The sequence below is a fragment of the Actinomyces sp. oral taxon 175 str. F0384 genome, from assembly GCF_000223355.1.
In the GTDB taxonomy this organism is placed as follows: domain Bacteria; phylum Actinomycetota; class Actinomycetes; order Actinomycetales; family Actinomycetaceae; genus Actinomyces; species Actinomyces oris.
This window is the reverse complement of record NZ_AFUR01000007.1, coordinates 97,962-121,095: the sequence shown is the minus strand read 5'-3', so window position 1 is coordinate 121,095 and position 23,134 is coordinate 97,962. Positions and strand designations below refer to the sequence as shown.

Below are 23,134 nucleotides of genomic sequence, written 5' to 3'. Positions count from 1 at the left end.
GGCAATATGGATAAAAGCGAGAAGTGCTTCATAGTGCTTCGGCTCACAAGAGTGTGTGACAACTGGCCGTGACGAAGCGTGGGTCTGTCATGTAGCGTTCAGGTCGTTGCCGCAGACAACCGTCTCGGTGATGTCTCGGATCGGGGCTTAGTCCTGCCGCTCGGTCTGAGGCTCGTGGAACCAACAACTCAAGTGGCAGGAACGGGGGAACCAACTACCGGTCGCCCAGGCGAACAGCCGAAGCGGCCTTGGGGTGAAGCCCGCATCTGCGGGCCGGACGTCTCCAGTCCGAACCCGACAGCTCACCTCGTCGGCTCAACAGGAGAAAGCATTCATGTCCTCACGCACCACCGCACGTCACCGCAAAGCCACCCGCGCCCTTACCCCACTGGATGACTTTGCTCCCACCGCGCGCCGCGGTCTGGCTGTCGCCGCTTCGTCCGGCCTCGCCCTGACCATGATGGCTTCGGGAGCCAACGCCGCCGGCCACAGCGAGGTCACCTCCTCCGGCACCATCGAGGCTTCCGGCGTGACCCCCGGGGTCGGCATCTTCGCCGCCAATGCTCGCGAGGCCCTGGCCGCCCGCCAGCAGGTCACCATGTCTCAGGTCAACTGGGTCACCGAGGCCGCACCTGAGGTGGAGGCCGTTGCCCCCGCCCCTGCGGCTCCTCAGGCGCCCGCCGCTCCCGAGGCCCCCGCCGCCCAGGCCGAGCAGACCTCCTCCGAGGCCGCCGCCCCGGCTGCTGCTGACCAGGGCACTGACTCCGCTGCCGCCGACACGCAGGCCGCTCAGGCCACCCCGGCCGCTGCGCCGACCGGCGCCGCCAACTCCTCTGTCGTGGCCATCGCCATGCAGTACGTCGGTTCCCCCTACGTGTGGGGCGCCTCCGGCCCGAGCGCCTTCGACTGCTCCGGCTTCACGCAGTACGTGTACGCCCAGGTCGGCATCAACCTGCCCCGTACCTCCTCCGAGCAGGCCGTGTCCGGCACCCCGGTGTCCGCCTCTGAGGCCCAGCCCGGCGACCTCGTCACCTGGCCCGGCCACGTCGGCATCTACGCTGGTGACGGCAAGGTCATCGACGCCGGCAGCGAGGACACCGGTGTGGTCTACCGCGACCTCTGGGACTCCCCGAGCTTCGTCCGCGTCGGCTGATACCAACGCTGAAGTCTTCACCGTGAGGGGTGAGCGCCATCAGGCGCTCGCCCCTCACGGCGTGTCAGGAGGGTGGGGTCGGTCGATGCCGCTCAACGCCGGTCACTGCCGGTCAACGGGGCATCTCAAGGGAGCAAAACGAGGACAAGCCCTTCATGTGGTGGTCCCCACACCCCTTTTCGGGGCAGAATGTTCCTAGGGTCGTAGACCGTGATCTCGAGAAAGGGCAGATCCCATGACTGATGACAATGTCGTCCTCGTTGGAGTCGATGGTTCACCGGAGTCCCTGGCGGCAGTGGACTGGGCCGTGGCGCGCGCTGAGTGTCAGGGCTGGCGCGTCCACATCCTGTGCGCCTACTCCCTGCCCTCCTTCACCACCGCCTCTCTCGACGGCGGCTACGCGGCGCTCGATGACTCGGCCATCAGGTCCGGTGCCCAGGCCGTCATCGATGAGGCCGTCGAGCGCGTCAAGAAGTCCGGCGTTGCGGTCACCTCCTCCCTGGAGACCGGGGACCCGGCCGGGGTCCTCGTCGACCTCTCGGAGGAGGCGACGCTGGCCGTCGTCGGCACCCGGGGCGGTGGCGGCTTCGCCGACCGGCTCCTGGGAACCGTCTCCTCGGCCCTTCCCGCGCACAGCCACTGCCCGGCCGTCGTCGTGCCCCAGCACAATGAGGGAGCCGACTACACGCCGGTGCGCCGTATCGTCGTCGGGGTCGACGGCTCCTCCTCGGCCCGCCGGGCCCTCAAGTGGGCCGTGACCGAGGCTGAGGCGTGGGGCGCCGAGCTCACCGCCATCGCCGCCGTGCCGATGGCCTCCGGGGCCGGGGCGCTGGCCTGGCTGCCGGCCGCCGTCGACCGCGAGCAGGTCCTGGCCGACGTCCGCTCCGGACTCGACCGCGCCATCAACGAGGCCCTCGAGGGCCACGAGGGCGTCACGGTGCGCCGCCACGCCCTGGACGGCAATCCGGCCGAGCTCCTGGCCGAGTTCTCCACCGCCGTGGACCTCATCGTCGTCGGCTCGCGTGGGCGCGGGGGCTTCTCCGGTCTCCTGCTGGGCTCCACCAGCCAGGCCGTCCTGTCCCACGCCTCCTGCCCCGTGCTGGTCGCGCCGACGCACCACGCCAAGGGGGAGCGGCGCACCTCGCGCACCTCCACCCCGTGGGGCCGGGCCTGAGGCCCCACCTGCCGCGGCGAGCACGCCTCCGCTCGCCGCGGCGCCACCCCGCGGCCCGAGTGGTCATGGGTGGGGCGATCCGCTGGTAGTCTTCCCTCCAGGCCCTCGTAGCTCAGGGGATAGAGCACCGCTCTCCTAAAGCGGGTGTCGTTGGTTCGAATCCAATCGAGGGCACTGACACCACCGGGTCCGCTCGGCAGGCCTCGCCGCCCGACGGACCCGATCGATTCCACCCGGTGTCCCTGCACGCCGGTGGCTGGCGCACTGCGCGTCGGCCGATGCCGGCCGGCAGATACCGGTGCTGGCGGGCGCCGGCCGACGCCGGCCCATGGGGCGTGCCACGCCGCGGTGCGTCTCCACGCCCAAGGGTCGATCGGCCTATATCTTGAGCATATGACGCCTTCGTTCTTCTCCTTCGGCCGCAAACGGCGCGATGCTGCCCTGCGGGAGGATGAACGCAAGGGTGCCCGATCCTCGGCCGGCTCGGATCAAACCGCGAGCCGAAGGCGTTTCGCCGCGGATCTGGGGGCTGTGGCCGCCGCACCGCGCCAGCCCGAGCCCGCTCCCGCACCGGAGCCTCCCGCCCCTGCTCGCCCCGCGCCCGCACCGCCGCTGAGCGCGGCGGACGTCGAGCGGCGCGAACGCATTGACACGGCTCTGTCCACCTGGCGCAGCCAGCTCGTGGACCTGGGGGGCGTGGCCAGCCTGGACGACATCTCCCTGCTCGACGGCGTCGTCGACCTCACCGCCGCCCACCCCTCCGGCCTGGCCCAGCTCTACGCCGGCCGCCCCACCAACCTGTCCAGTATCGTGCGCGAGCGCAACGCCCTGGGTGAGGCCCGCCAGTCCCTGCGCGAGGTCTCGGCGCGCACCGATGTCCTGGCCCGCCAGTTCGGCGTCGCCCCGGTCTACCTGGCCATCGGGGTGGCCACCTGGAATGAGACGGTCCCCGAGGACGGCGAGGAGGACGGCAGCATCCACCTGGCCGACGGCGCCTCACCGGAGGCGGACCTGACCGCCCAGATCCCGCACGTCGAGCGCATCGCCGCCGAGCACGCCGCCCGCAACGCCCTGGCCGCCGCCGGCCTGACCGTCCCCGAGGCCCCCTCGGCCCCGCGCGTGCGCACCGTCAACGCCCCCGTTCTGCTGCGCCCCGTGCGCCTGACCACGGCCACCGCGGACGCCACCCTCACCCTGGACCCCACCATCGAGGTCAACCCGGTCCTCACCCGCGCCCTGCGCCGCTACCAGTGCACCACCGACATCGGGGACATCGCCCGCGCCGCCCTGTCCTCGGCGGGCTTCACGCCGCGTGCGGCCCTGGCCCGCATCGGTGCCCTGGGCCGGCAGTTCCTGCCCGGCTTCGAGATTCACGAGCGCCTCGTCGTCGGCGCCTTCGTCCACCCCGGCCAGGCCCTGGTGGAGGACTTCGACGCCGTCCTGGAGCGCTCGCGCACCTCCGCCCTGGTTGCCGCCATCGCCGGGGACGAGGGGGCCCGCGAGGCCCTCAGCGTCGAGCTTCCCCCCGCCGTCCCCACCGACCGGGTCCCCGGCGCCGAGCGCGGCGTGGGCGACCTGGAGCCCGCCCAGCTCGACGTCATCGAGGCGGTGGGCACCGGGGCGAGCTTCCTCATCGACGCGCCCCCCGGCTCCGACGTCGCCGGCACCCTGGCCGCCGTCTTCGCCGACGCCGCTGCCTCCGGGCGCACCGTCCTGCACGTGCCCGCCACCAGCGCCGACGGGCACGCCGTCGCGGCCGCCCTGCGTGAGGAGGGCCTGGGATCCATGGTCCTGGACCTCACCGAGGACGCCGCCTGGCGCCAGCACGCCTCCGAGGGCATCCGCGAGAGCCTGGGCGTCCAGCCGCCCCAGCTCGACGTCGCCGGGATCATTGCCTCACGCGACCGCCTCACCTCGGTCCGCTCCCGCCTGGACCGCTACGTGCGCGCCCTGCACCGGCCCCGCGAGCCCTGGTCGGTCTCCGCCTACGAGGCGTTGCAGAAGCTCGCCGAGCTCACCAGCCGGCGCGACCGCGCAACCACCCGGGCCCGCATCGACGCCGAGCACCTGGGTCGCCTCGACGAGGACGGCCGGGAGCAGGCGCTGACCCTCCTGCGCCGCGGGCACACCCTGGGACTGTTCACCCCGGAGGTCTCCTCCAGCGCCTGGAACGGGATCCCGGTGGAGGACATGGATGAGGCCACCGACGCGCTCGTCCACCTGCGCGCCCTGGCCAACGACCTGCTGCCCACCATCCAGGAGCACACGGCCGTGGTCGCCCGCACCACCGGCCTGAGCCGGGCCCGCAACCTGGGCCAGTGGATCGAGCAGCTCGACATGTTCGACGGCGTGCGCGAGTCCCTGGACGTCTTCCTGCCCGAGGTCTTCGAGCGCTCCGCCGCCGACATGGTCATCGCCACCGCCTCCAAGCGCTGGCGCGACGAGCGGGGCATCCACATGGACGGCTCGCGGCGCCGGCGCTTCACACGGCAAGCCAATGACCTGGTGCGTCCGGGCCGCGTCGTCGACGACCTGCACGCCGAGCTGGTCAAGGTCCAGCGCCGCCGCGAGGTGTGGCGCCGCCACGACCCCGACGGCGGCTGGCCCCGCCTGCCCCAGGGCCTGGACGAGATGCGGCGCACTGCCGGCCGGGCCCGCGGCGCCGTGGCCGAGGTGCAGCCGCTGCTGGGACGCGCCCAGGACTCCCCGGTGCTCATGGAGATGCCCCTGGAGGATCTCCTGGAGCTGGCGCGTTCCCTGGCCGCCGACGACCTCACCGCTCAGAAGCTCCCCGAGGTCAACCGCATCCGCACCGAGCTCGAGACCCTGGGACTGAACGACTTCGTGGCCGACATGGCCGCCCGCGGCGTCGAGACCGACCAGCTCGAGCCCGAGCTCACCTACTGCTGGTGGTCCTCCCTGCTGGCGCAGATCCTCACGGCCGACCCCGACCTCGGCGGTCTCGACGCGCGCGCCCTGTCCCAGATGGCCGTCTCGCTGCGCGAGCTCGACGCCGCCCACACGCGCTCCCTGTCCGGCCCTGTGGCCCAGGCCTGCGCCCGGCGGGTGCGGGCCGCCGTCGAGCAGGACAAGGCCGACGCGCGCGCCCTGTACATCGCCCTGGCCCGCGAGGACGGGGTCCCGCTGCGGGAGATCATCGACGCCCACCCCATGGCCCTGCTGGCCCGGCCGATCTGGATCGTCCCGCCCACGCTCGTGCCCCAGATCTTCTCGCCCACCGCAGTGGTGGACCTGGCCGTGCTGGACGCCTCCACGCCCATGCCCGTCCCGCAGGTGCTGCCCGCCTTCGTGCGCGCCGAGCAGGTGCTCGTCGTCGGCGACTCCCGGCGCGCCACGACCGGCCTGGCCGCCGAGCTCGGCCCGCTCCTGCCCTCGCGGACCCTGCCGACGGCCCGCAACAGCCTCGACGCCGGCATCGCCTCCTTCCTGGCGGCCAACGGCTATGAGGGGGTCGTCGAGGCCGTGCCCTCCCCGCCGGGGGACACCTCCCTGACCCTGGAGCTCGTGGACGGGCGGGGTATGCCGGCCCCCGGGCAGACCGCGGTCGAGACAGTGGAGGCCGAGGTTTCCCGCGTCGTCGACATGGTCATCGACCGGGCCCTGACCCGGCCCGAGGAGTCCCTGGCCGTCATCGCCCTCAACCGCCTGCACGCCGACGCCCTGCGCTCGGCCATCACCCGGGCGGCCGCCGGCGCCCCCGCACTGGAGGAGTTCTTCGCCCCCGGGGCGGCCGAGCCCTTCACCGTCGTCGAGCTGGCTGAGGCCCGTGCCCTGCAGCGCGACCACATCATCATCTCGGTGGGTTACGCCAAGACCCCGCACGGGCGCACCATCCACAACTTCGGGCCCGTCTCGGACCACAGTGGCATGGTGGGGCTCGTCGAGGCCCTGTGCGCCTCGCGGGGCAGCACCCAGGTGGTCTCCTGCCTGGCGGCCGCAGATATCGACCGCGACCGGCTGCGCGCCCCGGGGGCCCGCCTGCTGCGCGAGGTCCTGGCCCGGGCCGAGGACTCCTCCCAGTCCGGAAACTCCGCCGGCAAGGTGCCCGACCGGCTCCTGGTGGACCTGGCCGAGCACCTGTGGCGCAAGGGCCTGTCGGTCGTGCCCCGCTACGGGACCGATGGCGGCGTGCGCATCCCACTGGCCATCGGCCACCCCGACTACCCCGACGAGCTGCTCGTGGCGGTCCTGACCGACGACGTCGACTACATCAGCGAGCCCAGCCTGCGCCGGCGCGACCGGCACCGCGTCGAGCGCCTTGAGCGGCGCGGGTGGCGCGTCCACATGGCCTTCTCCGCCGGGGTGTTCGTGGACCCGGAGGCCGAGGCGAAGGCCGTCGAGGAACTCGTCCTGGCCGTCCTGGTGGAGCGTCAGGGCGAGGCTGCCCCGGACATGGAGGCCGTGCCCGAGCGAGTCGACGACTCAGTGCGTGCCGTCCCCGAGGCGCCCGAGCCGCAGGCCGCCGAGGCCCACGAGCGCACCGAGCGCCCCCGCATCGCCCAGGGGCTGCCGCTGCAGGCCTACTCCGACGACCAGCTCGATGACCTCATGGCCTGGATCCGCTCCGACGGCGTCAATCGCTCCGAGGCCGGCGAGGTCGAGGAGCTGAGAAGCGCACTGGCTCTGCGCCGTCGCGGCTCGGGGATCGACGCGGTCCTGGCCAACGCCGTGCGACGCACCCGCTGAAGCCGCCCGAGCGGTACTGGATGACGCAGTGAACGACCGTATTGCTGTGAGTGATGCCGCGAGTGATGCCGTGAGTGACGGTGTTAACGACATCGTGAATGACGCCGCCGTGACCGGTGGATCGGGCCGCGTGCGGGCCGCGGAGACGGAACCCGCCGCAGACGGAGGCGTGACGTCTGAGCGGGGCAGTACGCGGCGTCGTCGTCGGGTGGTGGCCCTCTCGCCCCGGGACCAGGAACGTGTGGCCCGAGGTCAGAGGCCGGAGGACCTGGCGCGGGCGGACTACGAGCATGACGCCCTCAGCGGCCCCGCAGAGGGCCTCGACGCCCCTGCTCCCGGCGGTGCGGGCTCCAATGACGCCCGCCTCCGACGCGACGTGCCCCCTCACTGGGGCTGATCGTCCTGGAGGTGATGGTGGGCCGATGGGGGAGGCCTGTCGGCTCGCCGGTGTCCATGGTGCTGACATCAACCCTGCATCGGCGCTGCACGCCGAAGACAAACCGCAGCATTCCAACGATTCTCACTGGGCGTTTCGATGGCGGGATCGTTGATGTCAGCGCTGTGGACACTGGACTGCGTCGGGACTGACTCCGTGGGGTTGGGGGCGGGGCCGGATGTCCTCATCTCGGGGCCGGCCTCGCCTTTCCTGCCTAGCCCCTTCTGATGCCTGCGTGGGACTGGAAGGTCATGGTTCGACGCCCAGTTCCCGGTCCGGCCCCTCATCCTGCCCCGAGTCGGTCTACTCCACGAGGGTCGGGGTCTACTGGCCGAAGGTTGTGCGTACTGCACGAGGGCCCCACCTACCTGCAGTACTCCCGACCCTCCTCCAGTAGCACCCCGCCCTCGTGCAGTACACGCAGAACACCACCGAAGTATCGATGAACGACCACGTCCGCTCGGGCTGAGGCGAGCAAGCGATCTCAGGAGTGCGCGTCCGGCCTCTGTCTCAGATGTCGTGACGCCCGAAAGCTCCAGTAGTCATGAGCAGCACATGATGCTGCGGTGCAGGAAAGCGGAGGGCCCCGCCGATCTTCATGATCGGCGGGGCCTTCCGGTGATGCGATGCTCAGATCGCTGCGGGCCTCAGCGCTTGGTGGCGAGCAGGTCGCGGATCTCGGTGAGCAGCTCGACGTCGGTGACCTCGTTGGCCTCGTCGGCGGCCTTCTGCTTGGCCAGGCGCTCCTTGAGCTTGTTCATCGGCAGAACGATGGCGAAGTAGACGGCCGCGGCCACGAGCAGGAAGTTCACCAGTGCAGTAACGATCGTGCCGGGCTGGACGTACTCGGTGGCACTCGCGGTGATCTTGAACTGACCGACGGAGTCGAAGTTCGGCTGGCCGATGATCTGACCGAGGATGGTCATGATGACGTCGGTAATGGCGTCGACGATCGGCTTGAACGCGGCACCGATGATAACGGCGACGGCGAGCTCGAGGGCGTTGCCCTGGGCAATGAACTCCTTGAATCCCTTAATCATGGCGATCCTTTCTAGCGGCGCGGGCAGACGTCTGCCGGGGGTGCGCCATCGGGGGCTGGAATTGAGAGCGTCTTATCATTCGCGTAAGACGTCGCAGCGGCATTACGGGCTCAGCGCAATGCCGAGCGTGCTATTCGTAGCCGCGCCAACTACCAGAGTAGCGCTACTTGCAGGAATAGCCAGTGTGATAAGTGTTACTTTCTTGTGTCCTGTCCATTGCCCACCCTCTCCGACCTGCTGAATCATCACTACTCGGGCTCCAGAACAGAGAACTGTGCTGCGAGTTTCGAAAGGCGCGACAGGTATTCCTTGGGAAATGCTCAGAGAAGACTCCTGAAATCCTGGTGATCCCTGGTCGGTTGGTGAAGAAGGCGCGTCGGGGCTTCCAGTGGGACTCGTTGTCGAGGTGTTCCCCGGGTCTTTCGGTGCGGTGGGGGACTCGGACTGCTCTCCGGGACTCTGCGTCGTCCCGCCCTGAGAGGCGTCGTTCTGCCCCGGCGGTATCCATCCTTCGGAGGCCTGTCCGATGATGTCCACCCGTGCGCCGGGGCGGGCCAGCTCGGCGCCGACGTCGATGGCCACCTGGACCAGTCGCTCGTCGTCTCCCAGCTGCTGGGCCAGGGAGCCGCTGGTCATCGAGGCCGTCAGTACCGTGCCCTTCTCCAGGGAGATGGCCGCCCGGCTTCCCACCGCCTGCTCCGTGGAGGTCAACGGGGACTGGGGGAGAGCTCCGATCGGAAGTGTGCTGATCGAGACGTCCCGGTCGGTGAGAAGCGCCCCGGCACTGATCGTGCGCGAGGCGACAAGAACCTGCTGCCCGCGTTGGGGGCCGGGTCGCAGCACGCTGAGGGCCACCAGGACCGCGGTTCCCAGGCAGAGGGCCACCACGAGGTGGCGATGTCGCCACAGCAGGAGCGAGGGGCGGCCCCCGACCCACCTGGCCGGCCTGCCTGGACGGGCCGGACGGGAGTCGGGTGCGAAGGAGCGAGACGACCCTCCTCGGGGATCGTGAGGCTCCCGCGAGGTGCTGAGGGAGGGGCGATGGGGCAGTCCATGGCGAGCTCTCATGCCACCAGGGTCGGCGGCCGGCGGCGGCCTGGCACGCCCGCTCCTCGGCGCTGTGGACAGGGGTCGCCTCCGGTGAGCCTGTGGCCCCCGGAGGCCGGCGGCGTCGGTGGGCTCAGGACTCCGGTGACATGGCGTGCGCCGGCGAGCCGGCAGCCAGCAGGAACCACTCCTGGGCCGTGATGACGGCGTCCACGGGCTCGTCATGCTCCTCCATCGGCAGCGGCCCGGGCACCAGCTCCTCGGGGTGGAGGATGGCGAAGGTATGGGCCTCCGGGGAGCGCAGCGGCAGCATCCGGTCGTACCAGCCGCCGCCCTGTCCCAGACGGCGCCCGGCACTGTCCACGGCCAGTGCCGGAATGATGAGGGCGTCGACCTGGCCGACCGCGTCGGCCGGCAGGCTGGGGCCACTGGGCTCCGGAGGACGCCTCGGGGCCCGCTCCGCCAGGTCCGCACTGCCCTGGAACAGTCCCCAGCAGCGCGCCAGGCGAGGGCCGAGCACCGGCAGCAGGACCTGGACGCCGCCCTCGTGAAGCCGCTCCAGCAGCAGCCGGGTGCAGGGCTCGGCCCCCACCGACACGAAGGCCGCCACCCTCTGCGCGCCGGCCACCGCCTCCAGAGCGTGCTCGGTCAACGCCTCGCAGTCCGCCGTGTGCCCCTGGGTCGGGTGGTGATGATGGGCGCGACGGTGAGCCCGCAGCACCTTGCGCAGCTCGTCCTTGGCATCGTCGTCCTCGAGTCGGCTCGTATCGGGAAGGTCCAGCGCGCCGGTCGTCATGGCCCCATCCTCGCAGGTGATGACACCTTGCACCTGAATCGTTCGTCCCGGCGGGGCACGGCGCGTGTCGTCAACCTGACGGTAACCTGAGTGTCATGAGAACAGTGGCCGAGCACCTGGCCGCCTGCCTGGAGATCGCCCAGGCGGCAGCGCCCCTCGACGTGGTCCTGCCCGACGCCGTCGGATGCGTCCTGGCCCAGGACGTCGTCTCCGGAATCGACCTGCCGGCCGTGGACCTGGCCGGACAGGACGGCTATGCGGTCATCGCCAAGGATGTCGCCGAGGCCGATCGCCACAACCCGCTCGTGCTCGACGTCGTCGATGCGGTGCGCGCCGGTGACATGCGCCCCTGCCACCTCGTCTCCGGGGCCGCCGTCCTCATCGACTCCGGCGCCCCCATGCCGCTGGGAGCCGACGCCGTCATCCCCTGGACCGACACCGACCGTGGTGAGTCCCGGGTCACCATCCACCACGCCGCCGCGGCCGGCGACAACGTCCGTCGCCGCGCCGAGGACGTGAAGTCCGGAACGACCGTCCTCACCCGGGGCTCGCGCATCAGCGCCCGCCATGTGGCCCTCCTGGCGGGCCTCGGGATGCACCGGGTGCGCGTGCGCCCCGCCCCACGCGTCGTCGTGGTCTCCATCGGGGACGAGCTCGTCGAACCCGGCCAGTCCCGCGAGGCCGGGGACGTCTTCGACGCCAACGGCCACGCCCTGGCCTGCGCGGTCACCGACGCCGGCGGCCAGGCCTTCCGGGTGGCCGCCGTCCCCGACGAGCTGCGCGCCCTGGCCGACACCATCGAGGACCAGCTCGTTCGCGCCGACGTCCTCATCACCACCGGGGGGCTCAGCGTCGGTCAGGGGGACACCGTCAAAGACGTTCTGGCCCCCCTGGGCTCGGTGCGCTTCGACGCCGTCGCCATGTCCCCGGGCCGCCAGCTCGGAGTCGGGACTGTCGAGGGCACCCCGATCTTCTGCCTGCCCGGCGACCCGGTCAGCGCCCAGATCGCCTTCGAGACCTTCGTGCGCCCAGTCCTGCGCCAGATCGCCGGACGCACCTCCCTGCACCGCTCCAGCCTGCCGGCCACCATCTCCGAGGGCTGGCACTCCCCGAGCGGCAAGCGCGAGTTCGTCCCCGTGCACGTCAGCGGATCGCCCTCCCGCGGATACCGCGCCGAGCCGACGACGCCGCCGGGCACGGTCCGACTGCACGGCCTGTCCGAGGCCAACGCCATCGCCGTCGTGCCCGAGGACACGAGCACCGTAGTGGCCGGCGACACCCTCCACTGCCTTCTACTGGACGCCTGATGTCCGACTCGGCCCCGACGACGCCAGCCGACTCCCTCGGCGGGGAGCTGCGGCGGGCCGTCGCCGGCCTGCTGCTCGGGGCCGGGACGCCGGCGCGCTTCACGTGGCCAGTGCGCCTTGAGCCCGAAGGATCCCAGGAGGGGCCGGCGTCCGGTGCCGCGAGGTCGCCCGGGCGCCCCCGGGTCGCCGTGCGCGAGCTGCGAGCCGAGGATGAGAAGCCCTGGAAGGAGCTGCGGCTGGCGGACAACGACCGACTCGCCCCCTGGGAGGCGACCCTGCCGGCCGGTGGTGGGGAGACGCTGAGCACCTTCCCCGTCTTCCTGCGCCGCCAGACGCGCCGGGCCAGGCTTGCCGAGGCGATGCCCTTCGTCGTCGAGGTCGACGGAGCCTTCGCCGGGCAGATCGCCGTCGACCCGATCATCTGGGGGGCCACGCGCAGCGCCCAGGTCGGCTACTGGATCGGCTCGCCCTGGCAGGGACGCGGGATCATGCGCTTGGCTGTGGCCCTCGTCCTGGACCACCTGCTGGGGCCGGTGGGGCTGCACCGCGTGGAGATCAACGTGCGCCCCGACAACGAGCGCAGCCTGGCCCTGTGCCGCGGTCTCGGGCTGCGCGAGGAGGGGCTGCGTCGCGGTTACATGCACATCAACGGCGCCTGGGCCGACCATGTCTCCTTCGCGGCCCTCGCCGAGGAGGTCCACGGGCCCGAAGGCGCCGGATTCGAGCAGCGACTCGCGCGCGGGTGACGGTTTTTCACGGCACCCCCTGAGGTGAGGGCGAGCGCTCGCGGGGGGAGTGACGGGGGTGCTGACGGCGCGTTCACGCAGGCTGTCTGCCGGTCGGTCACGACGTGGTCAGGGAGGCGGAAGAAACGGGTGTGACTCATGTGGTGACAGAGGTGTCATGCTGACGCTGTGACATCGTGAATCCCAGGTATTTCGAAGGAAAGTCGGAGTGTTCCTGCGAGGGGACGAGGGTGGGCGCACTTACGGTTGCGGTGTGGGAATCGAGATCTGGGCAGTCATCGCCCTCATCACGGTTCTCTCCGTGTACCTCCTTCCGCTTTTAGTGGGGCGCCGCGAGATGGCTCGCCGCTCCAACGTCCAGGACCGCTACTCGGCTGAGCTGCGGGTCCTGGCCACGGGTGCGGCCGCCGTCGAACGCGACGACACCTGCGCGAACAGTGGGCATGCGGAGATCTTTCGACGTCGACCGGAGGTGAGGGTGATGAACAGGCCCGCCGTGAGGAATGTGCGCGCCCTGCGTACCGAGCGTGAGCTCGACCGTGCCCGCCAGGTTCACGCCCAGGGGCGTGAGCGCCGTCGGGTCGCCGCCTCGCACCGCGGGATCGTCGCCAGCGTCCTGCTCGGAGTCTCGCTCGGCGCCTGGGTGCTGGGCCTGGTGACCGCGCTGCCGTGGTGGCCCGCCCTGCTGCCCTCCGCCCTGCTGGGAGCCTCGATGGTGGCCGGGCGTCGCGCCGCTCTGGCCTCGGCCGCGGCGGACCGCCGTGAGCGCCGCCGCATCGCCGAGCTCGAGCAGACCCTGGTGACCCTGACCGGCCGGCGCTCCTCGGCCTCGGTCGTGGCCGCGCCCCGCTCCGTCGTCGACGGCCCTCGCAGCGCCTCCAGCGGTGCGGTCAGTGCTGTCAGCGCCAGTGCGGCGTCGCCGGCCGTGTCCGCGGTGTCGGCCGAGTCTGTCGAGGCCGCCGGCGACTCAGGCGCGCAGGACTCCTTCATCGAGCGCCTCGCCCGCGAGGGCGCCCAGCGGTCGGCCGCGCGCTCTGCGTCCGCCGAGTCCGCGGTGTCCGCTGAGACCGTCGCCGGTAGCCCCGCCGAGGCAACCGGCACCGCTGCCGTCCGTCCCTCCCGAGCCGTCGACTCCGAGGAGGAGCGCCTGGCCGAGCTCGACGCCGACCTCGATGACGAGACCGCTGCAGCAGTGGCCGCCGAGCGCGAGGCGGCCCGCCGCGCCTCGGTCTACGTACCCTCCCGCCACGCCGGCAGGGTCACCCGGGACATGGGTGTGCGCGAGGCGGTCTCCCGCGACGGCGACGAGGAGAGCTCGCCGCGCACCAAGGACTTCGTCGCCTCCCTGCCTGCCTCGGCCTCCCGCGGCCTGCCCGGTTGGGGCAAGCTCTTCGCCGAGGCGACCGCCATTGAGCAGGAGGCTCAGGAGCGCGCCGCTGCGGCCCCCTCCCCGCAGGTCGCCGCCGAGTCGGCCCGGCGCACCGCCACGGCCTCCGCCCAGCCCACCCCCCAGACTGCCTCCGAGCCGGCCCGCCCGGTTGTCCGCCCACAGGCCCCTGCCGCTGCCCCGGCTGCGGCGGAGGGAGTCGTCAAGGAGGAGGCGACGACGTCGACGCCGCCCCAGGGCTGGCGACCGGTCCACGTCCCCGCCCCGACCTACACGCTGGCGGCCCGCGCGCCCCGGCGCTCCTACGCCGACCCGGTGGTCGACCCGGGCACCTCCGCACCGGTGCCCGCGCGCCCGCAGTCGGCCCGCGCCTACATCCCGGCTCCCGTGGAGGATGAGGAGGAGCTCTTCCATCCCATCGACCTCGATGCCATCCTCGAGGGGCGGCGCGCAGCCGGCGAGTAGCGCCGGGCTCCCGCGGCACGTCGCCGGGCGACCCGGGTGCGGTGGGCGGGCTCACCGCCACCGAACTTGCCAGGACTCCCGGCGGCGATGCTAGGATCGGTCCGCACTTGGGGCTATGGCGCAGTTGGTAGCGCGTCTCGTTCGCAATGAGAAGGTCGGGGGTTCGAATCCCCCTAGCTCCACCACCTCCAAGGTCTGCCCCGCCAGGAAGCTGGCGGGGCAGACCTTTTGTCGTGGCTGACGTGGGCGAAGGCGGTGCGAAAGTGATCTCTGTCACGGACGTCAGGTGTCAGGTGGCGGAGGTGCGCGGAATTGCGGGGATGTGGTGGGCTGGTAGCACGATGTGGCAGGCCGTTGCGGGCGGGTGTCCTCGACTTTTGTCTGCGGTGGCGGCGATCTCGTGCGTATCCTGGACAGGAAACCAACCGAGTGGACTGTTAACTGGAGAAGAACCTTGCCGCAACATGAACGGATGAGGCGTCGCAGCTTTCTCATGGGCGGTCTCGCCCTGGCCGCCTCGAGCACTCTTCTACCTGAGCTGCAGACGGCGGCTCACGCCTCCCCGGCCCCTGCTGCCGGCCCTCCCGCGGCGCCCTCGCAGGTGCTGTCGGATATGCAGGACCCGCGCGCCTGGGTCCTCTCCTCCCGGGATGGCTCCATCCGTCCCGACACCTCCACCCACTCCCATGGCAACCAGTCGCTTGAGATCGCCACCACCGGTGACTCCCGCCGTCCCACCAGCGCGGATCTGGCCCTGTCGGGCATCGACATGACCGACTGCCAATGGGACCTGTGGCTGCGCGCCGAGGACTACCGTCAGATCGAGAGCATCCAGCTCGAGCTCGGAGGGGAAGGGGAGGACTGCCTGCGCCTGGACGTGGCTCCCGACATGCGCACGCTGCGCACCGGTACCTGGTGCCGGGTGACCGTCAACCGGGCTGCCGAGCGCTCCGTCGTCGGCCATCCTCGGCTGGACCGGGTGACGCGGGTGCGCCTGAAAGTGGTATCCGCCTCCGACTCGGCGCCGAGTCGCCTGTGGCTCGGATACCTGGCCACCCTGACCTCGGCCGCCAGTGGCATCGTCTCCATCTCCTTCGACGACGGCTACGACAGCGACTACAAGACGGCCCGGGCGATTCTGCAGGACTGCGGCATCGGTGCGGCGACCTCTTACGTCATCGCTGACAAGGTCGGACTGCCCGGCCGCATGAGCACCGCCCAGCTCGCCGAGATGCGCGAGCGTCACGGCTGGGACATCGCCGCTCACGCCTCCACCGACCTCACCACCCTCGACGAGGCGGGGGTGCGCCAGGAGTTCGAGACGATCAGATCCTTCCTCCTCGAGCACGGCTACCCCGAGGGCGCCGCCCACTTCGCGCTGCCCATGGGGCGGTACAACGACCTCGTGCTGCGCACCTCCCAGGACTACTTCACCTCGATGCGCACCATCGAGAACGCCCCGGAGACCCTCGCGCCGGGGGACCCGTTCCGGCTGCGCGTCTTCTACTGCGGCTCCTACACCACCGAGTCCCAGGTTGAGAAGGCGCTGGCCCGCTGCCGGGAGCACCGCTGCTGGACCCACATGGTCTTCCACCGCATCGACGAGCAGACCGACGGCGCCCCCGAGTCGATCAGGGCGGACAGCTTCGAGCGCTTCATGAGGCGAGTGGCGGACTCCGGCCTGCCCGTCAAAACGGTTCCGGAGGTCATGCGCAGCCAGTCGCCCGCCCTGGCCTGAGGCGCCGTCGCCTCCTGGAGCGGAACCGGCACCCCGACACGGAAAGACTGACGCTATGACCTGGTCCTTCGGCCTGCTCGTGCTGCTCGTCTGCCTGGTCATCCTGTTGGCCTGCTTCGCGGTCAAGCTGCTGTTCAAGCGCAGGACACGGCTCCGGGTGGTCCGGGCGGTCCACAGAGAGGGATACGGCGAGAAGCGGGGCGCAGGGCGCGGTGGGGTGGTCACCGTGCGCACCCCGGTGACAACGCCGGATGAGGCTCAGCGATCGGCCGACGCCACCGGGCTGCCCCGAGCACTCATGCGGGCCGGTGGGCCCCTGCCCGCCGTCGTCGTGGCCCTCGGTGTGGTGGGGTGGATGTGCTGGCGGGTGCTGGTCAGCCGGCACCATGTCCTGGACGCGTGGATCGTGTGGACCTTCGATGTCCTCTTCGTGATCGTGGCCGTGCAGCTCGTGGTGGCCGGTTTCGAGGGGCGCGTCATCGGCCGCGGCGAGACGCATCGGGTCGCCGTGCTCGTGCCGCTCTACAACGAGGATCCCGACGTCGTGGTGCGGATGCTCTCCGCCCTGCTGCACCAGAGCTCGCCGCCGGCCGAGATCCACGTCGTCGACGACGGCTCCACCCAGGGCGCCTATGTGGCAGAGCGGGACTGGTTCATCCGGCAGGCGGCGCTGGCCGGCATCTACGCCAGCTGGCAGCGCACCCCCAATGAGGGCAAGCGCCACGCGCAGGTGCACGGTTTCAGGAAGATCCGTGACGCCGACCTGTTCGTGACCGTCGACTCCGACTCCATGCTCGACGCCGAGGCCCTCCATGAGATCGTCCAGCCCTTCAGCGACCCCCGGGTCATGTCGGTCGCCGGTGTCATCCTGGCGATCAACAACCGGGAGAACCTGCTCGCCCGGGTTACCGACGTGATCTTCGTCGGCCAGCAGCTCATCGACCGCTCCTTCATGTCGCAGCTCGGCTCGGTCATGGTCAACTCCGGCGGCCTGGCCGCCTACCGGTGCTCCATCCTGGCCGAGAACATCGATACCTACCTGAACGAGAGTTACCTGGGGCGGCATGTGGAGTTCTCCGACGACTCCTTGCTGACCCTCTTCGCCCTGCTGCACGGCAGGACCGTCCAGCAGCCCTCGGCCTTCGCCTTCGCCTGGATGCCCGACCGCTGGAGCCACCACTACCGCCAGCAGGAGCGCTGGTTCCGCGGCTCCTTCATCCGCGGGTTCTGGCGCATCCGCTTCCTGCCGGTCCTCTCGTGGGGCTGGTGGCGCCAGGCCACCGGGTGGATGCAGATCTGGCTGGTGATCTCGGTCTTCGTCTACCTGTTGCTGTGGCGTCCGCTCGTCCTGGGCGGGGGTGTGCCGCCGACGGTGGTGCTGGTGCCTCTGGCGATCGGGCTGGCACAGGGCTCGCGGTACATCTCCGTGTGGCGCTCGGACACCACCGGCCCCCAGAGGTACGCCAGCCTCCTCCTGTCCCCGGTGGCGACGCTGTGGTCCGCGCTGATTCTGCGTCCCCTGCGGGTCTGGGGGATGGTCACCAGCGCCAAGATGGGGTGGAACACCCGCCAGCAGGTCGAGGTGACCTCGCAGTGAGGCCGCCGCGCCCGCCGTTCACGTCTGACTCTGACTTCGACCCGTGCCCCACTAACACTTCGACCGAATCTTCAGAAAAGACCCGGAGCCGCGTCGATTCTGAAGATTCGGTCGAAGTGTTGAGGGCGACGACGGCGGCTTGTCCTGGCGCCGTGAGAGTGCTCGCCCAGGCGGTCGTCAGTCCGGCCACTGTCCCTTGCCCGCGGGCAGGCCGACGGCGGCCAGCAGTCCCGGAAAGCGTTGCTCGATGACGTCGTCGCGCCGGGTGATGCGCCGGTGCTTGCCCTCTCGTTCGGTGTGCATGAGCCCAGACTCGCGCAGCACCCGGAAGTGGTGCGACATCGTGGACTTGACGACGTCGTAGCTCAGGTCACCGCAGTACAGGGCGCCTTCGCTGGCAATCCGGCGCAGGACGTCGCGGCGGATGGGGTCTGACAGGGCGCCCAGGATCGCGTCCAAGGAGATGTCGGCCGCCTCGGGGTGGAAGAGTTCCCTGTCTTTCACGGATCATCCCTGCCTTTCTGTCCTGTCTGTCCCGACCGCCGTCCTGGCGCGCGCCGAAACAGGGTTGTCAACGATAGCGTCCCGAATAATTCTTAGTACGTCAAACATCGAACTAAGGAGGTTTGAGATGACTGAAGAAGCTCGTGTCTCAACGCGTGCGTCCGCGGATGACGAGAGGGTGCCGTCGAAGAGTGCTCGCGTCTCCACCATGGGGTGGCTGTCCTTCTTCACCATGTTCGCCATCGGGACCGACACTTTCCTCGTCGCGCCCCTGCTGCCCCTGCTTCAGCGTGAGCTCGACGTCCCTCTGTCCCGCGCAGGCTGGTTGGTCTCCGCCTACGCCTTGGGATACGCGCTGTTCGCCCTCGTGGCTGGCCCCGTCTCTGACCGCCACGACCGACGTCGGGTCATCCTCTCCGGCCTGGCGGCCTTCGCCGTTCTCACCTGCGCGTGCGGTCTGGCCTGGAGCTTCTGGAGCATGGTCGCCGCCCGCTTCCTAGCTGGCGTGAGTGCCGCCTTCGTCAGCTCCCAGATCTGGGCCTCCATCCCAATGACGGTGCCCCGGCCGTCCATCATCACGGTCATGGGCTACGCGACTGCGGGGCTGGCGGTTGCTCAGGTGGCCGGCGTGCCGATCGGCTCCTACCTATCAGTCAGAGGGTGGCAGCTGCCGTTTTTCGTGGTCGCGGCGGTCAGTGTCGTCCTGTGGGGACTTCTCTTCCTCGCGTTCCCGCATGTGCGGCCGGTGGGGGAGTCCATCGACGTCGTCGGCTCCTACCGAAAGGTCCTCGGCTCTCGGGTGCTGCGGTGGTCGCTCCTTGCCTACCTCGTGTTCCAGACCGGTAACTACGCGTCGTTCTCCTTCATCGGCTCTTGGCTGGCCAAGGACTTCGGTGCCTCGCAGACTGCTATCGGGAAGGCCATGATGATGATCGGACTGGGAACTGCGCTGGGGTCGATCCTCGGTCCGAGGCTCGTTGCAAGGGTCGGTGAGCGGCGGTCGCTGTGGGCCGGCATTCTCGCCCAGGGCGCCTTCTACCTCCTGGCCGCGGCGATGCCGCTCATTGCGCACACCATGTGGGGTGCCGTCATCGCCTTCGCCGCGGCTCTGGTGGTCGCCGGCTTCCTCCTGCCGGTTCTCATGGGGCAGCTGCAGGCCCACGCCGGCCAGGCGCGAGGAACCGTCTCCTCACTGTCGAACACGGCGATGTACCTCGGCGCCACGGTTGCCGGCGCCGTCGGCGGGGACCTTCTCATCCGACTCCCCGGCTTCTGGGGCCCCAGCCTCATGACTGCCTTCGCATTCATCCTGGCGATTGCGCTGTACCGGATCGCCGGCGCCCTGGCTTCCGAGTGAGCCGGCCGCGCCCGCCGCTCACTTCGATCCGTGCCCCACTAACACTTCGACCGAATCTTCAGAAAAGACCCGGAGCCGCGTCGATTCTGAAGATTCGGTCGAAGTGTTGAGGACGACGACGGCCGCCCTGATCCGTTGTGCATCGAATGGGCTGTTAACGATCGTTTTCGGACACAGTGCTACTCTCGCCCCGGAATCATCCCGACATCGAGAGATCTCACCATGTCCACAACAACCTCACGCGGCTCCACTGCGGCGAAGCCGTCCAGTGCCGGCTCCGGCCCGGTCAAGGAGCTGACTGCTCGCGGCATCATCATCGGCGGCATCATCACGCTCATCTTCACCGCGGCGAACGTCTACCTTGGCCTCAAGGTGGGACTCACCTTCGCCACCTCGATCCCGGCCGCCGTCATCTCCATGGCGATCCTGCGCCGCTTCTCCGATCACACGATCCAGGAGAACAACATCGTCCAGACGATCGCCTCGGCGGCCGGGACGCTGTCCGCCATCATCTTCGTGCTGCCCGGGCTCATCATCGTGGGCTGGTGGACCGGATTCCCCTACCTCCAGACCGTCCTGGTCATTATCCTGGGCGGCATCCTCGGCGTCACCTACTCCATCCCGCTGCGGCGCGCGCTCGTGACCAACTCCGACCTGCCCTACCCCGAGGGCGTGGCCGGCGCCGAGGTCCTGCGCGTGGGCGACACCAGCGAAGGGGCCGAGGAGTCCAGCCGTGGACTGGGTGTCATCGTGCGGGGCTCCATCGCCTCGGCGGCCCTGTACTTCCTCAACGCCCTCAAGGCCATCAGCGTCGACATCTCCGGGGTCTTCCGAGTCGGTGCCGGCGCCACGATGATGGGCACCTCCCTGTCCCTGGCGCTGGCCGGCGTGGGCCACCTGGTCGGCGTCGGCGTCGGCATCGCCATGATCGTCGGCCTGCTCATCTCCTACGGGGTGCTGCTCCCGATGCGCACCTGGGGCACGGCGGTCGCCGACAAGGACCTCGCCGACTTCGTGGGCGCCACCTTCGCCAGCGAGGTGCGGATCGTCGGCGCCGGCGCCATCGCTATCGCCGCCATCTGGACCTTCCTGAAGATCCTCGGCCCCATCGTCACCGGCATCCGCGAGTCCCTGGCCTCCAGCGCCAAGCGCGACGCCGGTGAGGAGATCCCACTGACCGAGCGCGACCTGTCGATGAAGACGGTCATCGGTGTCACCGTCGGCTCCATGCTGCCCATCGGTGTGCTCCTGTGGCTGTTCCTGCATGGGACCTCCATGGCTCACCACGCCACGGGCCTCATCATCGTCTCCATCCTCTTCATCCTGCTGACCGGCCTGGTCGTCGCCTCGGTGTGCGGCTACATGGCCGGCCTCATCGGTTCGTCCAACTCGCCGATCTCCGGCGTCGGCATCCTCGTGGCGGTCACCGCGGCCGCGCTCGTGCGTACCATCGCCACCACCTCCTCGCCCGACGACGTCCGCACCCTGGTGGCCTACACCCTGTTCGTCACCGCGGTCGTCTTCGGCGTGGCCACCATCTCGAACGACAACCTCCAGGACCTCAAGACCGGCCAGCTCGTCGACTCCACCCCGTGGAAGCAGCAGGTGGCCCTCGTCATCGGTGTCGTCTTCGGCGCCATCGTCATCCCGCCGGTGCTCAGCCTTATGCAGGGCGCCTTCGGCTTCGCCGGAGCACCCGACGCCGGTGACGACGCTCTGGCCGCACCCCAGGCGAACCTCATCAAGCACCTGGTCCAGGGCGTCCTCGGCGGGGACCTCAACTGGAGCCTGCTGGGGCTGGGCGCTCTCATCGGCGCCGTCGTCATCGCCATCGACGAGATCCTGCGCCGCACCAGCAAGTACTCCCTGCCGCCGCTCGCCGTCGGCATGGGCATGTACCTGCCCACGGCCGTCACCGTCATGATCCCGATCGGTGCCGCTCTCGGTCACCTCTACGACCGTTGGGCCGAGCGCACCACCAACCCGGAGCGGGCCAAGCGCATGGGCACGCTCATGGCGACCGGCCTCATCGTCGGCGAGAGCCTCGCCGGGGTGGTCTACGCCGGGATCGTCGTGGCCTTCGGCGGCAAGGCGGACCCGCTGGCCATCATGCCCGAGGGTTTCGCAGGCATCGCCCCCTGGGTCGGCGTGGTGCTGTTCGTCGGCACTCTGTGGTACCTCTACCGGGGCGCCCGCCAGGAGAGCACTCGCGACTGAGCACTGCTGCTGCGGCCTGTGGCCGCCATTGGTTCCTCCGACCGTCCTCGCGGTCGCCGTCCCTGCACTAGGCTGGGCAGCGGCCGCGAGGACGCGTAGTACCAGGAGGACCTCATGACTTCGACAGCACCAGCAGTTTCCGTGGCATGCGGGATCGACATCGGCGGATCGGGCGTCAAGAGCGCACTGGTCGACCTGGCCACGGGCACGTTCATTGGTGAGCGCGTCCGCATCGACACCCCTGAGGAGTCCACTCCCGCAGCTGTTGCCGAGGTCTGCCGCGAACTCCTCGAACAGCTCGAGGTGGGCGACGACGTTCCGGTTGGCGTGGCGCTGCCCGCTCCGATCGTGCACGGCACCGTCCCCTTCATCGCCAATCTCGACAAGTCCTGGACGGGCGTCAACCTCACCGAGCTCATGCACGAGCATCTGGGCCGGCCGGTGACCGGACTCAACGATGCCGACGCCGCAGGCCTGGCGGAGGTCGCCTTCGGTGCCGCTAAAGATGTGCCCGGGACCATCATCGTCACCACCCTGGGCACCGGGATCGGCTCGGCTGTCATTGTTGACGGAACCCTGGTCCCCAACACCGAGCTCGGGCACCTGGAGATTGACGGCTACGACGCCGAGAGCCGGGCCTCCGCCGGACAGCGCACCGTACAGGAGTTGTCCTGGAAGAAGTGGGCCAAGCGTCTCCAGCGCTACTACTCCCACGTGGAGATGCTCTTCTCCCCGGACTTGTTCGTCGTCGGTGGTGGAGTCTCCCGCAAGCACGAGAAGTACCTGCCGCTGCTCGACCTCAAGACCCCGATCGTCCCGGCTCAGCTGCTCAACACGGCCGGCATCGTGGGCGCCGCCTACCAGGCCTCCCGCGCCCGCGCCTCCTGAGGGGCCGCGTGGTTCGGCGCCCCGCAATGCCGAGCTGAGCAGTGGTGAAGCCAGGCGTCGGAGCGGGGAGAACAGACCTGACACCCTGGGAACATAGATGTGATGCAGGTCGCGCGAAAGTCGTTTGACAGGAGGCCGTCTGGTCTGGCTATAGTACTCCTCGCTGCCGACGCAACCGCACGGTTCGACGGCGGTACCGGGCGGCGGAAACGCCGAACCGGAAGGAGCAATCCTACCGGTACGGAAGAAGCAGAAAAGTTCAGAGATCAGGGTCACGCGATCCGAATTTGATTCCCGAACGACAACCTGCTTATGCTAGCCCGGTCGCCTTCGAGAGGCAAGTAAGGAACTCTTCCTGATCTTAAATCTCGGTGGGTGTGTTGTTTGAGAACTCGATAGTGTGTCATGTTTTTTATGCCATGGCCCTGGGGGCTGCGCGTGTTTGTGTGGTTTTTGGGGTTGTTTTGTTTTGGTTTGCCTGGCTCCTTGGTTTGGGGTTGGGTTGGGCCTGGTCTGGTTTTCTGGACTGTTGTACTGACTTTGGGTTCTGGCTGGCTGTGTTTGTGGTTGGTTGG

Annotated in this window: 16 protein-coding genes, 2 tRNA genes and 1 riboswitch; of the genes, 14 read left to right on the top strand and 4 right to left on the bottom strand. The window is 69.8% G+C overall.

Annotated features, from left to right (window positions below):
- Positions 1-168: 168 nt before the first annotated feature.
- Positions 169-331, top strand: a riboswitch (cyclic di-AMP (ydaO/yuaA leader).
- Between the two features lie 3 nt (positions 332-334).
- The 5 genes from HMPREF9058_RS12075 (at position 335) to HMPREF9058_RS13885 (ending at position 7,431) form a co-directional block, all read left to right on the top strand.
- Positions 335-1,153 (top strand): C40 family peptidase, encoded by an 819-nt coding sequence (locus tag HMPREF9058_RS12075; RefSeq protein ID WP_009407554.1) that lies wholly within the window; start codon positions 335-337, stop codon positions 1,151-1,153.
- A 235-nt stretch (positions 1,154-1,388) separates the two neighbouring features.
- Positions 1,389-2,327 (top strand): universal stress protein, encoded by a 939-nt coding sequence (locus HMPREF9058_RS12070; RefSeq protein WP_009407622.1) that lies wholly within the window; start codon positions 1,389-1,391, stop codon positions 2,325-2,327.
- A 101-nt stretch (positions 2,328-2,428) separates the two neighbouring features.
- Positions 2,429-2,501: transfer RNA gene (locus HMPREF9058_RS12065), tRNA-Arg, on the top strand.
- A gap of 219 nt (positions 2,502-2,720) precedes the next feature.
- The gene (locus HMPREF9058_RS12060) at positions 2,721-7,034 is read left to right on the top strand and encodes a hypothetical protein (protein WP_009407468.1); all 4,314 of its coding nucleotides are present in this window, start codon (positions 2,721-2,723) and stop codon (positions 7,032-7,034) included.
- Positions 7,035-7,104: 70 nt separating this feature from the next.
- Positions 7,105-7,431, top strand: a complete 327-nt coding sequence (locus HMPREF9058_RS13885) for a hypothetical protein (RefSeq protein WP_239653364.1) — start codon at positions 7,105-7,107, stop codon at positions 7,429-7,431.
- Between the two features lie 686 nt (positions 7,432-8,117).
- Here HMPREF9058_RS13885 and mscL read toward each other — a convergent pair.
- The 3 genes from mscL to HMPREF9058_RS12045 all read right to left on the bottom strand — a co-directional run bounded on the left by mscL (position 8,118) and on the right by HMPREF9058_RS12045 (position 10,353).
- Positions 8,118-8,510 (bottom strand): large conductance mechanosensitive channel protein MscL, encoded by a 393-nt coding sequence (gene mscL / locus HMPREF9058_RS12050; RefSeq protein ID WP_009407648.1) that lies wholly within the window; start codon positions 8,508-8,510, stop codon positions 8,118-8,120.
- Positions 8,511-8,612: 102 nt separating this feature from the next.
- Complete coding sequence (locus HMPREF9058_RS13225) at positions 8,613-9,578, bottom strand: SAF domain-containing protein (RefSeq protein ID WP_254654156.1); 966 nt, start codon at positions 9,576-9,578, stop codon at positions 8,613-8,615.
- A 112-nt stretch (positions 9,579-9,690) separates the two neighbouring features.
- Positions 9,691-10,353, bottom strand: coding sequence for a 5-formyltetrahydrofolate cyclo-ligase (locus tag HMPREF9058_RS12045; protein ID WP_043538392.1), 663 nt, complete (start codon positions 10,351-10,353; stop codon positions 9,691-9,693).
- Positions 10,354-10,448: 95 nt separating this feature from the next.
- On the opposite strand from HMPREF9058_RS12045, the gene glp reads away from it, so the two are divergent.
- From glp to HMPREF9058_RS12015, 6 genes are all read left to right on the top strand, one after another.
- A complete protein-coding gene (gene glp / locus HMPREF9058_RS12040; protein WP_009407758.1) occupies positions 10,449-11,660 on the top strand; it encodes a gephyrin-like molybdotransferase Glp in 1,212 nt (403 codons plus the stop codon).
- Entirely contained in the window at positions 11,660-12,406 is a 747-nt protein-coding gene (locus HMPREF9058_RS12035; RefSeq protein WP_009407631.1) for a GNAT family N-acetyltransferase, read from the top strand. Before glp ends, HMPREF9058_RS12035 begins: the two co-directional genes overlap by 1 nt.
- A 253-nt stretch (positions 12,407-12,659) precedes the next feature.
- Positions 12,660-14,258 (top strand): hypothetical protein, encoded by a 1,599-nt coding sequence (locus tag HMPREF9058_RS12030; RefSeq protein ID WP_254654155.1) that lies wholly within the window; start codon positions 12,660-12,662, stop codon positions 14,256-14,258.
- A 109-nt stretch (positions 14,259-14,367) separates the two neighbouring features.
- Positions 14,368-14,443 (top strand) — tRNA-Ala (locus HMPREF9058_RS12025).
- A gap of 287 nt (positions 14,444-14,730) precedes the next feature.
- A complete protein-coding gene (locus HMPREF9058_RS12020; RefSeq protein ID WP_009407691.1) occupies positions 14,731-15,996 on the top strand; it encodes a polysaccharide deacetylase family protein in 1,266 nt (421 codons plus the stop codon).
- Between the two features lie 55 nt (positions 15,997-16,051).
- On the top strand, positions 16,052-17,593 hold the full coding sequence (locus HMPREF9058_RS12015; RefSeq protein WP_009407689.1) for a glycosyltransferase: 1,542 nt from the start codon (positions 16,052-16,054) through the stop codon (positions 17,591-17,593).
- Between the two features lie 177 nt (positions 17,594-17,770).
- Here the strand turns inward: HMPREF9058_RS12015 and HMPREF9058_RS12010 are convergent, their stop codons facing one another.
- Entirely contained in the window at positions 17,771-18,097 is a 327-nt protein-coding gene (locus tag HMPREF9058_RS12010) for a helix-turn-helix transcriptional regulator (protein WP_009407650.1), read from the bottom strand.
- 127 nt (positions 18,098-18,224) lie between these two features.
- Between HMPREF9058_RS12010 and HMPREF9058_RS12005 the strand changes: the two genes are divergently transcribed.
- The 3 genes from HMPREF9058_RS12005 to ppgK all read left to right on the top strand — a co-directional run bounded on the left by HMPREF9058_RS12005 (position 18,225) and on the right by ppgK (position 22,559).
- Positions 18,225-19,454, top strand: a complete 1,230-nt coding sequence (locus HMPREF9058_RS12005) for an MFS transporter (RefSeq protein ID WP_009407720.1) — start codon at positions 18,225-18,227, stop codon at positions 19,452-19,454.
- Positions 19,455-19,676: 222 nt separating this feature from the next.
- Positions 19,677-21,671 carry an OPT family oligopeptide transporter gene (locus HMPREF9058_RS12000; protein WP_009407753.1) on the top strand — a complete coding sequence of 665 codons (1,995 nt, stop codon included), beginning with the start codon at positions 19,677-19,679 and terminating at the stop codon, positions 21,669-21,671.
- Between the two features lie 114 nt (positions 21,672-21,785).
- Entirely contained in the window at positions 21,786-22,559 is a 774-nt protein-coding gene (gene ppgK, locus HMPREF9058_RS11995; protein WP_009407482.1) for a polyphosphate--glucose phosphotransferase, read from the top strand.
- The last annotated feature ends 575 nt before the right edge of the window (positions 22,560-23,134 follow it).